The sequence below is a fragment of the Corynebacterium sp. LK10 genome (assembly GCF_008042455.1).
In the GTDB taxonomy this organism is placed as follows: domain Bacteria; phylum Actinomycetota; class Actinomycetes; order Mycobacteriales; family Mycobacteriaceae; genus Corynebacterium; species Corynebacterium jeikeium_D.
In genome coordinates this window covers 192798-209070 of the sequence record NZ_NOVT01000022.1, presented here as the reverse complement: position 1 = coordinate 209070, position 16273 = coordinate 192798, and the positions used below count along the sequence as shown (strand labels likewise).

The following is a 16273-nucleotide window of genomic DNA, read 5'->3' as shown; positions in this document are numbered from 1 at the left end:
GTGATTCTCCTTAGTGCATGTTCTGCTCAGTATCCCGGCCATCAACTTCATCTGCGCCTGCCCTGGCATCTCCGCCACGGCGACGCAGGACGGCACCAACCACACAAAGAATACCGAATGCAGTCAGTAGACCTTCAATCCACGTCCCGAAACGGGCTGCAAAAGTCAGGTGGGCGTACTGAGGCAGAGTTTCAGTGAGTACCTTCTGCTCGAAGATTTTGCTCTGCTTTACGACGTCTCCGTGCGCATCCACAATCGCGCTCACACCGCTGGTTGCGGCGACGGCCGTGGAGCGTTGGAACTCCATGGCTCGCATGCGGCTCATGGCCAGCTGTTGGTAGGTCATGTCGGTGAAACCGAAGGTGGCGTTATTTGTGGGCGTGGCCAGCATGGTTGCGCCGTGGTTGACCGCGTTGCGGAAGGCGCCATCGAAGACCACTTCGTAACAGGTGGCCACGCCTAGATTGACCTTCTTTAAACCATCTGTGCCTGGCGTTGTGACCACGGCATCGCCGTTGCCCGGAGTCATGTCTCCGGCGTGAGCGACCATGTCGGAAAAGTGGCGCAGTAGCTCGCGGAATGGCATGGTTTCGCCGAAGGGCTGGAGATAGATTTTCTCGTGCTGATCGCCGGGGCCGGTCTGTGGATCCCAGACCACCATGGTGTTTTGCACACCATCGGTGTAGGTAAAGGTGCCGACCACGATGGGAGCGCCGATGTTCATCGCGGCATTTTCGATAATGCGTGCCGCTTCCCCATCCGTAAACGGGCTGACATCAGAGGAGTTTTCAGGCCAGATAACGATGTCCGGTTGCTGTTCCTTACCTTGGTGGACACGTCGTGCCAGCTCATTGGTGGCATCGGCGTGGTTTTGCAGCACTGCGCGGCGCTGGGCATTGAACTCTAAACCGAGGCGCGGAACATTGCCTTGGATTACAGCGACACGGGTGTTGTCAGCGGCCGTAGGCTCAGGCAGCGGTTGAGTCCACGCAGGAAGAACCCAGCCGACGAATAACGCTCCCGCCAAAAGCGCAGCGGAGGTTGCATAGGAACGTAGCGTGAGCGCGACCAGTCCCGCACCAACGCAAGCAGCGAGGAAAGTGACCAATGCAGTGCTGCCGATTGCCACTGCTGGGGCCAGCGGGCCGTCGACCTGCCCCCAGGCAACGCGGAGCCAGGGGAAGCCTCCGAAAGGCCAGCGGGCTAGCAGCGCCTCCCCTGCCACGAGCGCAGCGGCCATGCCAGGGAGCTTCAGCGCGAGGGGGAAACTGGATTGCGCAATCAGCCACATCGCAAGCGCCGCCGGAATTGTGAGGAGACCCAGCACAATTGAGAGAGCCACGTAGGGGCCAATGCCGACGAAGGAGCCGATCCACGGCAGTGAGAAAAGTGCCGTCGCTGTTGCCCAGCTGAAGCCCACCACTACGCTGGATTTCCAATCGGCTGCGCAGAAGAAGGCAAAAATGAGCAGGGCGAGGCCGATCCAGGCCGTCCACCACCAGCTCATGGGCGCATAGCTTAAGAACTGCAATCCACCAGCGAGGATTGCAATGAAGGCGAGAACGAGGCGCTGCTTTAGTGGGGTAAGCGCGCGAAAGCGCGCCTGCCAGCGATTCGGATTCTCCGGAATGCCTTTCGAAGCGTCTTTCTGAGCGACGTTCCCGTGCTCGCTGGAGCGCGCTTGGCGGTTAGTGTGCACTTGTATAAGAGAACTCTCTACGTTTGCGAGTTTTTGAGTTAGCGCTTGTCGCTGTCGTCCTGGTCATCATCCCAGGCGTTGTCCGGTGCCGGTGGGACGATTTTATCCTGTGGGAAGGCCTTGCCATCCGCACCCGGGAAACCACCAGAGAATCCAGGGAAACCCGAAAAACCGCCAGCACCAGCGCCAGTTCCTGGAGCACCGGGGTTCATGCCGTACTGAGAGACCACCATCATGCTGCGGTCACTGAAGTTGCGGAGTCCGTTGAGCAGCGCCACCGATCCGCTCTTACGAATCAGCCAGCGAGTCGGCGGTAGCACCATGAGGAAACCAACAACGGTGGTGACGACGCCCGGCAGGGCAATCAGCCAAGAGCCAACCAACAGAATTGCCGAGTCAGCCACAAAGTGTCCCGCGCCCTTTGCCGAGCGCTTGATTGCCTCCTCCGGATACTTCTCGTACTCAGTAAGAGTACGAGAAGTATCCAGCAGCAACTTCTGGTAGATGCGCTTGAACTCGATGGCGGCGAAAACCAATCCCAGAATGAATAGACCCAGAACCAGCAGGACGGTCCAGCCATAGCCAATCCATTCACCAAGTGCGATAAAGGCCGCAATCTCGGCGATGAGGTAAATAATTGTGAACCACTTGCTCATAGTTCCCCAGTGTAACCGCCACTAGATGAGCAAGTGGTTACGGCTATCGGCCGGTTAGACCACGACTAGCGGTCGCCTACCGGTCGCCTAGCGGTCGCCTACCGGTCAGCGCGCTCCTCCAAGTCGCCCTCTGTATCCAGGTAGGTCTGGCGCAGCAGATCCATGCGTTCCTGGTCGGGGTTTTCCCACATACCGCGCTCGGCGGCCTCCATCAGGCGCTCGGAAATATCGTGCAGAGCCCACGGATTCGACTGTTCAAAGAACTCGCGGTTTTCCGGGTTCGCAACGTACTCGTCGGTAAGCGTTTCGTACATCCAGTCATCCATGACCTGCGCCGTCGCGTCGTAACCGAAGAGGTAGTCGACGGTTGCGGCCATTTCGAAGGCGCCCTTGTAGCCGTGGTTACGCATTGCCTGCATCCAGCGTGGGTTGACCACGCGGGCACGGAAGACGCGTCGCGTCTCCTCGTGCAGGGTGCGGGTGCGCACGGCGTCCGGGCGGGTGGAATCGCCCACATAGGCCTCCGGAGCGGAACCCGTCAGTGCGCGGACCGTGGCGATCATGCCGCCGTGGAACTGGAAGTAGTCATCGGAGTCGGCGATATCGTGCTCGCGGGTATCGGCATTCTTCGCGGCAACCTGAATACGGCGGTAGGCCGTCTTCATGTCGTCAGCTGCCTCTTCCCCATCGACACCGCGGCCATAGGCGTAGCCACCCCAGGTCGTGTAGACCTTTGCCAGGTCCGCGTCATCGCGCCAGGAACCGGAATCGATCAGCTGCAGCAGGCCAGCTCCATAGGTGCCCGGCTTGGAACCGAAGATGCGACGCGGGCGCTCCTGCTGGTCGGCCTTCGCATGGGCGCGCACGTAGTTGTCCTCATCGGATTCATCAAGCTTGACGACGAGCTGAAACGCATCATCCAAAAGGTCGATAACATGCGGAAACGCATCACGGAAGAAGCCGGAAATACGGACGGTCACGTCAATGCGCGGGCGGCCCAGCTCCTCCAGCGGAATCGGCTCAAGGCCGACAATACGGCGAGATGCGTCATCCCACACCGGATGCACACCAATCAACGCGAGCACCTCGGCGATGTCATCGCCCGAGGTACGCATGGCGGAAGTGCCCCACACCGACAGACCAACCGACTTGGGGTACTCACCGTGGTCGGCGCGGTAGCGCTCAATCAGGCCATCGGCGAGGTTAACACCGGTTTCCCAAGCCAGGCGCGACGGCACCGCCTTGGGGTCAACCGAGTAGAAGTTGCGGGCAGTCGGCAGCACGTTGACCAGGCCACGCAACGGTGAGCCGGAGGGGCCAGCCGGGACGAATTCGCCATCGAGAGCAGAAAGAATGCGTGGGATCTCCTCGCTGGTAGCAGCCAGGCGCGGGAGAATTTCGTCGCGGGTGAACTGCAGCAGCTCGACGACCTGGTCGAGGCCGTTTGGTGCCGCGATATCGGCAAATTCCTCGGAGCCGAGCACATCAGCCGCGATCTGTGTCACCGGTTGGTCGGGATTCTTCACCACGGCGGTTACCAGCGCCGTAGCCAGTGCATCGATAGAGTCCACAGCGTGGCGTTCATCGGTGCCGTCCTCGGCCAGGCCGAGAGCTTCGCGCAGGCCCGGCAGGGTCTGCTTGCCGCCCCACAGCTGGCGGGCGCGCAACATGGTGGTCACAGTGCCGATTAGAGATTCGTCTTCCGGTGCCTGGCTGAGCACGTGGAGGCCACCGCGGATGGCGACGTCCTTAATCTCGCAGAGCCAGCCGTCGACATGCATGAGCATGTCATCGAAGACCTCCTCGTCCGGGCGCTCGTCCCAGCCGAGGTCGCGGTCCATCTTCGCGGCGGTCAGCAGCGTCCAAATCTCCTGGCGGATGGCCGGCAGCTTGGCCGGATCCATGGCGGAGATGTTCTGGTGCTCGTCGAGAAGCTGTTCCAGACGGGTGATGTCACCGTAGGATTCGGCGCGGGCCATTGGCGGAATGAGGTGGTCGACAAGCGTGGCGTGAGCACGGCGCTTGGCCTGTGTGCCTTCGCCCGGGTCGTTGACCAGGAAGGGGTAGATCATTGGCAGCTCGCCGATGGCAGCATCCGGGCCGCAGGAAGCGGAAAGGCCGACGGTCTTGCCCGGCAGCCACTCCAGGTTGCCGTGCTTGCCCATGTGAACCACGGCATCGGCGCCGAAACCGCCCTGCGCCTGCGGCAGCGACAGGAAGCGGTAGCAGGCCAGGTAATGGTGCGTCGGCGGCAGATCCGGGTCGTGGTAGATACCCACCGGGTTGTCACCGAAACCGCGCGGTGGCTGCACCATGACCACGACATTGCCGAAGGTCAGGCCCGCAATGTAGATGTCCTGGGTATCCGGGTGGACGTACAGGGTTCCCGGCGCGGCACCCCACTTGTCCTGCATGTCGGAGCGAAGTTCTTCCGGCAAGGTAGCGAAGAACTTCTCGTAGGTGGCAGCGGGCAGGCGAAGCTCGGCTGCCTCCATAACCTCTTCGGTCAGCCAGTCCGGGTCCTGGCCGCCGGCCTCGATGATGGCGTGCATGAACGCATCTGGTTCATCGGCACCATCCTCGGCGGTGGCATATCCGGGGATTTTGGTGGTGTCGCCGAGGTTGTATCCGGCGTCGGCAAGCGCGTGCAGCACCTTCAACGTGGATGCCGGCGTGTCCAGACCGACAGCGTTGCCGATGCGGGCGTGCTTGGTCGGGTACGCAGAGAGCATGACGGCGACGCGCTTGTCGGCGTTGTCAATATGGCGAAGTGCGGCGTAACGGGTGGCGATGCCGGCGAGGCGGTCGCAGCGCTCGAGATCCGGGACGTAGGAAATGAGCTCGTCGGAGTCGATTTCCTTAAACGAGAACGCGACCGAGATGATGCGGCCGTCGAATTCGGGGACGGCGACCTGTGTTGCGACGTCCAGCGGCGACAGACCTTCGTCGTTGTCCTCCCATGCCGCCTTGGACGAAGTCAGGGCCAAACCCTGGATGATGGGAATGTTCAGGTCTGCGAGTGCGGCGACATCCCAGCCGTCATCGTCCTGGCCGGCCTGCGCGAGTGCCGGGCGGTTGCCGCCAGCGGCGAGCACCGTGGTGATGAGCGCGTCGCAGGAAGCTAGCTCTGCCAGCAGTTCATCGCTGGCGGTGCGCAGGGACGCGGCGAAGATAGGCTTGGCGACGTAGCCGCGAGCCTCGACCGCGTCAGCAAGCGCCTCAATGTAGTGCGTATTTCCCGCCAGGTGCTGGGCGCGGTAGTAAATAATGCCGACGGTGCCGCGGGAATCTTCCGTGGCCACCTTGGAGTCGCGCTCCAGGAAACCCCAGGCCGGCATGCGAGTGGGCTCTTCAAAGCCAAGACCGGTCAGAAGCAGTGTGTCCGACAGGAAATTGTGCAGCTGTGCGAGGTTCTTTGCGCCGCCTTCCGCCAGGTAAATGTGCGTTTGCGTGGCGACGTTTGCGGGAACTGTCGAATACTCGGTGAGTTCGGCATCGGGTGCCTGCTCACCGGAGACGAGGACGGTGGGAATACCGGAGTTCACAAAGTAGTCGATGCCGGATTCCCAGGCGCGGCGGCCACCGAGAAGTCGGATGATGACGACATCGGCGCCGTCGGCAAGCGTGGGCAAATCATCGTCGAGCAGACGCGCCGGGTTTGCCCAACGGTAGGACACCTCCGGGTTGGCCTGAGCGGCCGCGCGGGCGGACAGAAGGTCGGTATCCGAGGTCGACAGCAGCATAATCACGGTGTAGTCATTCACTTCCTGGGGAGCAACGCGTCCCCGGTCGGCGGGAGTCTGCCTTCTAACCGATGACGAGGTCTGACTGTGACAGTGGCGCGACCGTGCGGATTTTCACCGAGCTTCTCGTCAGCGGCATGGCAGTGGATTTCTCCATCACTCTACTGCAGGGGCTATTGCTAGAGTTCCAGCGACTGCTCCGCCGGCTGATCTGGGAAGTGGGACCAGAGGAAGTCGGTGGCATTAGTCAGTTCCGCGAGCATCGGAACGATATGGTTAATGCCCGTCTTCGGTAGCACCGGTGAAGTCGTGTTTTCGACGTACTCCAGGTCGGTGAAGCCGAGATTCAGCCAGGAATCGCGCAGCTTGCGAACCTGGTTGATGGGGATGATGTCATCATGCTCACCCGAGTAGAGGTACACCGGCGCATTGGGGACGAAGTTGCCGACGCGCTGGCGTGCGAGTTCCTTCTGTACCGGCTCGTAGCGCTTAATCATCTCGCTGAGTGACTCACCGCTAGTCGTGTACTGGTCAGTGGTTTCAAACGAGTGATGGAAACCCAAGCCACCCGCGCAGTAGTTGCCTACGTTGTCCAGCAGTTCTTTGCCTTCGGGGCTGATTTCTTCCTTGAGGACTCGGCGCAGCTCCGGATCCTTATCCAGGACAGAATTGATTGCCAGTGCAATCGCGGCGGTCAGCGTAGTGCCATCAATCTGGTCGAGGACGTTTGCGAGATCGGACGGCGGGCCGCCGGCGGCAGATGCGGCGACGTTGAGCTCTGGAGCGTAGACACCTGCACGCTCAGCGGCTGCAGCGGCTGCGGAGCCACCCTGGGAGTAGCCATAAATTCCCACGGGCGCATTTTTGTCCACGCCGAGCTCGTGTGAGGCAGACACGGCATCAAACAGTGACTGTGCCGAGGCGATGTTGTCGACGTAGTCCTGGTTACCCTGGGAATTGCGGTGGTGGTCGATCATCACCACAGTCGCGCCTCGCTTCAAGTTCGCGACCATCGGGATCGTCTCGTATGGAGCAATAATGTCCAACGGACCGAACTCAATCTTTAGGCCGGTCTGCGAGGATACCGAGGGGTCGCACTTTTCCGCGCCACCCTGCGTGCCCGGCGCGATTGCGACGACCGGACGCGGACCGCTGCCCTTCCACTCCGTCTTCGGCGTCACCACAAGGGCTGTGTCCACACTGGGATTTCCGAGGGAATCCGTGGAGTTGTAGTGAATACGCTTGGCATCCACATTCCACAGCTTGTCGTTCACCATCATCTCGGCATCCTCACTGCTGACCAGCATGCCGGCATTTGCCGTGCGCGACGGGGTCAGCGGCAGAGAATTCAGCGGAGAGGCTGCGGCCACGCGAGCCTGTTCCGGGGTCAGCTGCCTGCCTGCGCCCTCGCTACCAGACTCCTCATCGTCTTTCTCGATGCCGAGTAGCCTCTCCATATTCGGGTTCGGTACATGGCCGAAACCAGGCAGTTCGCGGTTTGCGCTTGACGACGACACCTTATCCGCCAGCCCACTATCCGATAGGCCCGGGATGTTTAGTGGCTGTGCGTTTGCAGGTGTAGCCAGGCCGATGGTCATAAGACCTGCTAGCGCTACCCCGATTCCCGTTCGGATTGTGCGACGGTTTCGTCGTGAAGCAGAGCGTGTCTGTGTCGAGGCACGGCCGGTGCCGACGGTGTCGTGTGCCTCGTGCGTGAGTGCTTCAGCGTCGTGATGTGGCATGAAATCTCCTGAATAACCCCAGATTGAAAACCCAATGAAAACTTCCCTTAATTCAGAGGAAGTTAGGTTATAAAAACAATAAGGTTTTAAAAAGGTAGATCGGTGGATTTTCAGTGAAGAATTTGTATGTTTTTGCGGAGGGGTATGAAAACTCCACTTCAGGATGGTTTCGTTGGGCTGGAAAGGGGCTGGATAATGTGCCCCTGTTTTCGGGGGCTCAGCTCTGTGTGTGTTTGCGTATTCTTGAGAGTATGACTGCATCTGATCAAGGAACCCGCACTCGTCAGGACGGCTGCCCCGGCACCCGAAAGGTTCATATCGCAGCTGATGGCGCAATTGGTCGCCTTCGCTTCCCCGGAGGTTTTCTCCCCGCGCCGGGCTTTGCCGTACTCGCCGATCTGGCCGAAAACTTCGGTGATGGCGATATTCACTTCACTTCCCGCGGCAATGTTCAGATTCGTGGCATCACCAACACCGGCGCATTCGCCGATGCCGCAGAAGAAGAGAAGCTGGTTCCCTCCACGAGCCACGACCGCGTACGCAACGTTCTTCAGTCGCCGCTGTCCGGTCGCGTCGGCGGTAAAGCTGATGTTCGTGACCTGGTTCAAGAGTTCGACAAGGCTCTCATCGCGGAGCCGTCGCTGGCAACACTGCCAGGTCGCACACTCATGGCTTTCGACGACGGCCGCGGTGACGTGCTCGGTGAGCGCCCCGACTTCGGCGTTGTCGCCCACGATGAGAGCACGTTCGAACTCATCATTGGTGGCGCGACCTCGGGGCTTGTCGTCTCGCGTGACGACGTCGTGGAGGCTCTCATCACCACAGCGAAGGTGTGGAATGACAGCCGTGGTTCAGCCTGGCGCATCGCGGAAGCCAATGCGGCCGAGCGCATTGTCGATGCCGTAATCGAGGAATTGGGCGCCCGAGTCCGTCGCCAGGAGCCGACCCCGGCTGAGAGCTTCGATGCCACCGCCGGGCTGTCCCGCCAGATCGGTTGGATAGACCAGCCGGATGGCCTGGTTAGCCTGGCCGCTGGCCTGCGCTTTGGCGTCCTCCCAGCGCGTCTGGCCCGTGCGATTTCGCACACTCAGGTGCCGGTGCACATCACTCCGTGGTACTCGCTGATTCTGCACGATTTGGAAGAGGAAGTTGCCGAACAGGTCGTCAAGGTATTGGCGCCCAATGGCCTGATCTTCGACCGGAAGTCCACCTGGCTGCGCGTCAGCGCCTGCACCGGACGCCCCGGCTGCAAAAAGTCTCTGGCTGACACCCGCGGCGATGCTTCTCACGCAATTGCCGATGGCCGACTGCCCGAGGGGCGCGTGCACTTCTCCGGTTGTGAGCGTCGCTGCGGCAAGCCCAAGGGCGGTTACTTCGACTATCTCGCCACCGGGGACGGAGAATACGAAGTCACTGCTGTGGACTAGGCTTTAAGCCTATGAAGCGCTTTGAGTACAACACCGACGGTGCGGATATTTACCGCAACTCGTTTGCCATCATTCGCGAAGAAAGCGATCTTTCCCGCTTCGATGCCGATGAGGAAACCGTCGCTGTCAGAATGATTCACGCAGCAGGTCAGACCGACCTGGCCAAGGACATCGTCTTTTCCACGGGAGCTGTGCGCGCAGCTCGCCAGGCTCTCGAGGAAGGCGCTCCTATCTTCACCGATGTCAACATGATCGCCTCGGGTATTACCCGCAAGCGCTTACCTGCTGACAACGAGGTCATCTGCCTGCTGCGTGATGAGCGCGTCCCCGAACTGGCTCAAGAACTCGGCACCACGCGCACTGCTGCCGCCGTGGAGCTGTGGAAGCCACGCCTAGAGGGCGCGGTCGTCGCCATCGGCAACGCTCCTACCGCTCTCTTCCACTTGCTTAACCGTATCAATGAAGGCTCCTTCCCCATGCCCGCTGCCATTTTGTCCATGCCAGTGGGCTTCGTCGGTGCCGCGGAATCAAAGCAGGCCACTATCGACTCCGGTGCCGAAAACCCAGAGCTGAAGTACATCACCGTCACCGGCCGTCGCGGTGGCTCGGCTATCACCTGTGCTGCCCTCAATGCCATTGCCACCGCAAAGGAGATCATCTAAACCATGTCCGGCTCCTACAGTGCTCAGCCTGGTCATCTCTACGGCGTCGGACTCGGTCCCGGCGACGCAGGTCTCATTACACTCCGCGGTGCCGACATCATCCGCACAGCCGATGTCATCGCCTACCATGCCGGCACTCACGGACGTTCCACGGCGCGCTCAATCGCCGCCGAACTGATTGACGCGCGTGACGACGCTGCCGTGGAAGAACAATTGCAATACCCGGTGACCACCGGGCGCCCAGCCGACTATCGCGAGCAGCTCGCCGGTTTCTATGCAGAGGCCACTGCTCGCCTGCACAAGCACTTGGCCGAGGGACGAAGTGTTGCAGTTCTTTCGCTCGGTGACCCGATGCTCTATAGCTCGTACCAGCATCTGCATCACGCCCTCAGCGAGGACTTTCCCACTGAGATTGTCCCTGGAGTGGCCAGCATTACTGCGGCGGCAGCAGAGATTGGTCAGCCGCTCGGCGAGGCTACCGAAATCGTCAGCGTTGTTCCCGCCACCGCTGATTCCGAGCGCATCGCTGCGGTTCTTGACGCCTCAGACTGTGTAGTCATTATGAAGCTGGGGAAAAACGTTGAGAAGGTTCGTACAGCGTTGCAGTCCGCAGGCATGCTCGAGCGCGCCTACGTTGTCGAGCGAGCAACCATGAATGAGCACACCAGCTACCCGCTGGCCGATGCAGGCCCGGAGAAAGTTCCGTACTTCGCAGTAGCCGTCGTGCCTTCCGCTGTCTACGGAACTGAACGGAGTGTTTCTGGGGCGCCTGAGCCAGCTAATGATGCGGCGAGCGATACAGTCACCGATACGGCGACTGAGTCGGCTGCCCCAGCAGTTGGTGAAGTCGTCGTTGTCGGCCTAGGCCCGGGTGCGGAGCGCTGGACCACCCCAGAAGTCACCGAGGAACTGGCCCGAGCCACGGATCTGGTGGGCTACTCCACCTACATCAACCGGGTTCCTGAGCGCGCCGGGCAACGCCGCCACCTCTCAGACAACCGCGTAGAGGCAGAGCGAGCCACTATGGCGCTGGATATCGCCAAGCGTGGAGGTCGAGTTGCGGTGGTCAGTTCCGGTGACCCGGGGGTCTTCGCTATGGCGGCCGCAGTGCTGGAAGTCGCTGATGACGATATGTGGCGAGACATTCCAGTTCGAGTCGTGCCAGGCATGACTGCGGCTCAGGCTGTCGCAAGTCGAGTGGGCGCTCCCCTTGGCCATGACTTTGCGATGCTCAGTCTCTCCGACAGGTTGAAGCCCTGGGAGGTCGTCGTTAAGCGAGTGCGTGCCGTAGCCGGAGCAGACATGGCATTTGCTGTTTACAACCCGGCATCCAAGTCGCGGAGATGGCAGATCCGAGAGCTACGAGCCTTGGCTTTGGAATACCGCGAGCCGACAACGCCTGTGATTGTGGCACGGGCAGTTGGCTCGGAGCAGGAAAACGTTACCGTGACCACGTTGGCGGAGTTCGATCCGGATGTCGTCGATATGCGAACCATGGTGATTATCGGTTCGTCGTCGACGAAGGCGTATCGTGCCGGCAAGACCACTCGGGTCTACACCGCACGTCACTACGGGGAGGGCGGCACCAGCGGAACTGGCGAGTTGCTGCGTTAGCCGCTACGCCCGGCGGATGACGGCGTTGTACGCCTCATCCACCGTTGTGGCGACGGTGGCGATATCCGCGCCGGGCAGCTGCGGACGCTGCACGATAACGACCGGCTTCTTTAGGTCGCGGGCTGCCTCAATCTTTGCGTAGGTAGCAGCACCACCGGAGTTTTTGGTCACCACGCAGTCCACGGCGTAATCCCGCATGAGCTTGCGCTCCGCTGCGACTTCGTAGGGCCCACGGCTGAGAATAATCTTCCGATTCTTCGGCAGCGGCGGCGCGGGCTGTTCCACACAGCGAATGAGGTAACGGCCGTTGGAGTCACCGGTAAATGGAGCAAGCTGCTGACGGCCAATAGTGAGAAACGGGCTGTAGAAACGGTCGGCAACAACGTCCGCGGCCTCCTGCATGGAGGACACCTCAATCCAGTTGTCTCCTGGCTGCTTCTCCCACGCAGGGCGATGCAGCGCAACGAGCGGAATACCGGTGGCGCGGGCAGCTTCAGCAGCAGATTCGCTGATCTGTTCTGCATACGGATGCGTGGCATCGATGATGACTTCAGTGGCATCGGAGATTAGCCATCGAGTCAGTCCTGCGGGACCGCCAAAACCGCCGATACGGACATTGCCGACGGGCAGCTTGGGGTTGGAAACGCGACCGGCCAGTGACGAGGTGACAAACCAGCCCTCGCCCACTAGGCGCTTGGCCAGGGCGCGGGCTTCAGCAGTTCCACCCAGTATTAGTGCACGCATGGGATGGTCCGTCCGTATTCATCGCGTGGGCGATCATCGCTGTAGAGGTAGCTATCCGGGAACGCCTCGGCGGTGAGCACCTTGCCGACAATGATGACAGCCGTACGAGTCACACCTGCATCCTTGACCTGCTGCGCAATATCAGCCAGCGTACCGCGGAGAATAACCTGTTCCGGACGGGATGCGAAAGCTACCACTGCCACCGGGCCGTGCTCACCATAATGCGGGGTGAGCTCCTCAACCACACGGTCAATATCGTGGGCGGCCAAGTGAATGCACAGGGTCGCGCCCGTGCGACCGAAGTTCTCCAAGGTTTCGCCCTCCGGCATCTTGGAAGCGCGCCCGGAGATACGAGTCAGCACCACTGACTGACCAACGGTTGGCACCGTGAGCTCGTGGCCCAGAGCGGCCGCCGCCGCGGAAAATGCCGGCACACCCGGAACGATTTCGTAGTCAATGCCGAGCTCGCTGAGACGACGAACCTGCTCTGCCAGCGCCGACCACACCGACGGGTCACCGGACTGCAGGCGTGCGACATCCTTGCCCGCCGCATGTGCCGCCTGAATGGTCTCGATGATGGTATCCAGCGGCATACGCGCGGTATTGATAATCTCTGCGCCCTCGGGGCAGTTTTCCAGCACCTCAGGCGGGACAATCGATCCCGCGTAAAGACACACTGGGCAGGAACGAATAAGCCGGTCCGCGCGCAGCGTCAGCAAATCCGCTGCCCCCGGGCCTGCACCGATGAAATACACAGTCATTGTGAGTTACAGAGTCCTCAATATTTTCTAGACAGAGATATTACGTCTATGGTAGCGCAGGCGCTACTGGCTTCTCCGCCACCCACTGCACCACCGGCAACGCAGGGCGCCACGCAGTGAAACTGCCGACTGCACCTGCGCGCTCCACGGAAAGCCGGGTGACATCCCCGCCATAGTCGCGACGCGCCTGCCACAGCAAAGCCTCCGACTCCAGCGTCACGGTGTTTGCGACGATGATGCCACCCGGGGCAAGGCGTTGCCAACAGGTTTCAATCATTCCGTCAGCAGTGAGACCTCCGCCGATGAAAATGGCATCTGGGCGAAGATTCGAGTCAGCCAAAACCCCCGGCGCTGCGCCGTGGTGGACGGTCACATTGCCAGACAGAGCCGCCACATTCTTAGCAATTCGCTCTGCACGAACAGCATCGCGCTCGAAAATTTCCGCACGTCCGCCGTGCCGAGCCCACTCAATGCCAATCGACCCCGTGCCACCGCCGACATCCCACAGCAGAGCTCCCGGCCGCGGATCCAATGCAGCGACCGTCATTTGGCGAATCGGCGCCTTCGTCAGCTGACCATCCGAATCAAAGTCACCGTCGCGCAGCCAGCCGCGCGCGCTTCCCGACGGCTCCACCGCCAGCACCGTGAGGTTGCCAGCTGGAACTGGTGGGTTCGCCACCGTGCCTGCGGCAACGGACTCCGGCAGCCCTGTAGCTTCCGTGCCGCCGAGATTGGTCAGCGCGGTGAGCTTGGTGTCTGGGCGGTCGGCTAAAACCGTAGCGACCTCTTTCACTGAGTCCGCGTTTCGGCACAGCACCAGGAAGGGCCGTAGTGAATCCGCTACCGGTACCACACGCGCGGCTCCAGGTAGCCCCGGCTCCCCTGTCACCAGCGAAATCACCGGAGTGTCATGCAAGGGCCAGCCGAGGTAGGCGCAGGCCAATGAGGCTGACGATGGCGCTGGAATAACCTCCACGGCGCCACGGCCGAGCTCCCGAACCAGGGACGCGCCGACACCGTGGAACATGGGGTCGCCACTGGCGAGGATGACATCGACTGCGGGGTCAATATCTGCCAGGGTGGCCTGCCAGTCCTTCCAGAAGCCACCTGGCCAAGGTGAGAGGTCGGCGTCCAGGTTGACGTCGGCAAGCAAATGGAGCTGACGGGGAGAGCCAATGATGCGGCGAGCCGACGACAACGCCTCGACAGCGCGGGCGGATAGGCCAGGGTACCCGTCGCAGCCGATGCCGACGACGCGAAGCTTTGGGCTCATCGGGGCATCTTCCGCCAAATCCAGCGCGGAGTCAGATGTGTGGCGCGGGCGAGCAATGCCAATTTGCGCGGAACCCAGACGTGGGGCTTCCGACCGTCGAAAGCGGTGACGGCGGCCTCAGCGACCTCGGCGGGGCGCGAGGACATCGGTGCCGGCTTCATGCCTTCGGTCATGCGGCCGATGACGAAGCCAGGCCGGACAATCGTCAGCTGAATATGGCTGCCGTGCAGGCGGTCCTGCATGCCCTGGAGGAAACCGTCGAGGCCGGCCTTCGCCGAACCGTAGACGTAGTTGGCGCGGCGCACGCGGGCACCTGCGATAGAGGAAAAGGCCATGATGCGGCCCGCGACCTTATCTCGCACAGGCAGCGTGCCGGCGGCGATGTCGGACTCCATGCGCGCGACAATCTCAGTGAGAATCGACGCCTGTGCCGTGAAGTCGGTATGAATGACTGCCGCAGCAGCCTCGCCGGACTCCTCACACTTCCGTTGATCACCGAGGATACCGAACGCGACAATCACCGTGTCGATGGGACCGTGCTGCCAGGCGTGCTCGACGAACTGGCGGTGTGCCGCGATGTCATCGGCATCAAAGTGGATGCGGTGCACCGCGACGGCACCGGAGTCGATGAGCCGACCGGCAATGCCGTCGAGCGCCTCAGTGCGGCGCGCAGCGAGCGTGAAGGTGTTGTGGTTGGCCAGTCGCGCGGCAACTTCCCCGCCGATCTCGCTGGTGGCACCAAGAACGAGTACGTGTCCCATGCGCTAGAAAATACCTTTCCTCTAGACCTCGATTAGACGGTAATTAAATCGTGCGGACCATTATTGACCGATTCTCCGCCGTCTTCGGTGACAACGATGATGTCTTCCAGCCGCATACCGAACTCACCCGGCAGGTACACACCCGGCTCCACCGAAAACGCCATGCCAGGCTCGAGCTTGAGCTCATTGCCAGCCATAATGAACGGCTCTTCATGCGTGGACAGGCCAATGCCATGACCAGTGCGGTGAATGAAGTACTCGCCGTAGCCCGCAGCGGTGAGGCTATTACGCGCAATCGCATCGATCTCTGCAGCCGTCACACCGGGGCGCACCGCCGCCACGGCAGCTTCCTGCGCCTTGCGCAGAGCCGCCCACGCTGCAGCTTCCTTCTCCCCCGGCTTGCCGACGACATAGGTGCGCGTGCAATCGGAGTGGTAGCCAAGCGGCAAGGTGCCTCCGATATCGACGACCACCACGTCGCCTTCCTCGATGACGCGGTCGGAGAAATCGTGGTGCGGATTCGCACCATTTTCAGCGGAGCCGACAATGACGAAGTCAATGGCGACGTGCCCCTCCTCCAGGATGGCAGCCGAAATCTCATCGGCGACCTCGCGCTCAGTGCGACCTGCGCGCAGCATACCCGGCACACGAGCGTGAACGCGGTCAATAGCGGCGCCGGCCTCGCGCAGCTGATCAATCTCAGCGGCGTCCTTGCGCATGAACAGTTCCTTCAGAAGGTCTCCGGCCAATACAGTCTTGGCTCCAGTGAGATCCTGAATGGGAATCAAGTGGTCAGCGGTCAACGAAGCGCCCACTGCGAGGGTGCCCACGTGGCCCACCAAGTCGGCGACAATGCGGTGCGGATTCTCTCCGTCTTCCCACAACACCACATCGGCGTTGAGATCACCGATAGCGCACAGCGGCAGATCCCCGCGCTCCACGGCGGGCAGTACCAGTGTGGTAGTGCCGGATGCAGTGACCACCAGCGCCGTCAGGCGTTCATGCGAAGTGACCGCAGAACCAATGAGATACTGCAGGTCAGCGCCGGTTCCAAAGACTGCAGCGTCCGCATCGCGGCTGCGGAGTAGCTCCGCAGTGCGATCCAGACGCTGCTGATAGATGCCAAAGCTAAAGATACCGTTGCTCATAGTTGCCAACTGTACCCGTCGGCCTGTGCCCGTCGCCGGTTGA

Annotated in this window: 12 protein-coding genes; 3 read left to right on the top strand and 9 right to left on the bottom strand. The window is 61.3% G+C overall.

Annotated elements, in window-relative coordinates:
- Positions 1–10: 10 nt before the first annotated feature.
- The 4 genes from lnt to CHU70_RS10315 all read right to left on the bottom strand — a co-directional run bounded on the left by lnt (position 11) and on the right by CHU70_RS10315 (position 7840).
- Entirely contained in the window at positions 11–1699 is a 1689-nt protein-coding gene (gene lnt, locus CHU70_RS10330) for an apolipoprotein N-acyltransferase (protein WP_049193527.1), read from the bottom strand.
- A gap of 38 nt (positions 1700–1737) precedes the next feature.
- Positions 1738–2355 carry an FxsA family protein gene (locus tag CHU70_RS10325; RefSeq protein ID WP_147739804.1) on the bottom strand — a complete coding sequence of 206 codons (618 nt, stop codon included), beginning with the start codon at positions 2353–2355 and terminating at the stop codon, positions 1738–1740.
- Positions 2356–2453: 98 nt separating this feature from the next.
- Positions 2454–6104: a cobaltochelatase subunit CobN gene (gene cobN, locus CHU70_RS10320; protein WP_070862683.1), complete on the bottom strand. Its 3651-nt coding sequence runs from the start codon at positions 6102–6104 to the stop codon at positions 2454–2456.
- 173 nt (positions 6105–6277) lie between these two features.
- Entirely contained in the window at positions 6278–7840 is a 1563-nt protein-coding gene (locus tag CHU70_RS10315; RefSeq protein WP_049170527.1) for a lipase family protein, read from the bottom strand.
- Between the two features lie 251 nt (positions 7841–8091).
- On the opposite strand from CHU70_RS10315, the gene cobG reads away from it, so the two are divergent.
- Genes cobG through cobJ form a run of 3 tightly spaced genes read left to right on the top strand, consistent with a single transcriptional unit; the run spans position 8092 to position 11543 of the window.
- Positions 8092–9267 (top strand): precorrin-3B synthase, encoded by a 1176-nt coding sequence (gene cobG, locus CHU70_RS10310; RefSeq protein ID WP_070862684.1) that lies wholly within the window; start codon positions 8092–8094, stop codon positions 9265–9267.
- An 11-nt stretch (positions 9268–9278) separates the two neighbouring features.
- A complete protein-coding gene (locus CHU70_RS10305) occupies positions 9279–9929 on the top strand; it encodes a precorrin-8X methylmutase (protein WP_070862685.1) in 651 nt (216 codons plus the stop codon).
- 3 nt (positions 9930–9932) lie between these two features.
- Positions 9933–11543, top strand: a complete 1611-nt coding sequence (gene cobJ / locus CHU70_RS10300) for a precorrin-3B C(17)-methyltransferase (protein WP_070862686.1) — start codon at positions 9933–9935, stop codon at positions 11541–11543.
- Positions 11544–11546: 3 nt separating this feature from the next.
- Here cobJ and CHU70_RS10295 read toward each other — a convergent pair whose 3' ends face one another.
- The 5 genes from CHU70_RS10295 to CHU70_RS10275 are packed head-to-tail and all read right to left on the bottom strand — an operon-like array spanning position 11547 to position 16230.
- On the bottom strand, positions 11547–12287 hold the full coding sequence (locus CHU70_RS10295; protein ID WP_070862687.1) for a cobalt-precorrin-6A reductase: 741 nt from the start codon (positions 12285–12287) through the stop codon (positions 11547–11549).
- On the bottom strand, positions 12275–13048 hold the full coding sequence (cobM, locus tag CHU70_RS10290) for a precorrin-4 C(11)-methyltransferase (protein ID WP_048734069.1): 774 nt from the start codon (positions 13046–13048) through the stop codon (positions 12275–12277). Before cobM ends, CHU70_RS10295 begins: the two co-directional genes overlap by 13 nt.
- A 46-nt stretch (positions 13049–13094) precedes the next feature.
- Positions 13095–14321 (bottom strand): bifunctional cobalt-precorrin-7 (C(5))-methyltransferase/cobalt-precorrin-6B (C(15))-methyltransferase, encoded by a 1227-nt coding sequence (locus CHU70_RS10285; RefSeq protein WP_070429699.1) that lies wholly within the window; start codon positions 14319–14321, stop codon positions 13095–13097.
- Complete coding sequence (locus CHU70_RS10280; RefSeq protein ID WP_070602640.1) at positions 14318–15082, bottom strand: SDR family NAD(P)-dependent oxidoreductase; 765 nt, start codon at positions 15080–15082, stop codon at positions 14318–14320. Before CHU70_RS10280 ends, CHU70_RS10285 begins: the two co-directional genes overlap by 4 nt.
- A gap of 32 nt (positions 15083–15114) precedes the next feature.
- Positions 15115–16230, bottom strand: coding sequence for a Xaa-Pro peptidase family protein (locus CHU70_RS10275; protein WP_069359532.1), 1116 nt, complete (start codon positions 16228–16230; stop codon positions 15115–15117).
- Positions 16231–16273: the final 43 nt, after the last annotated feature.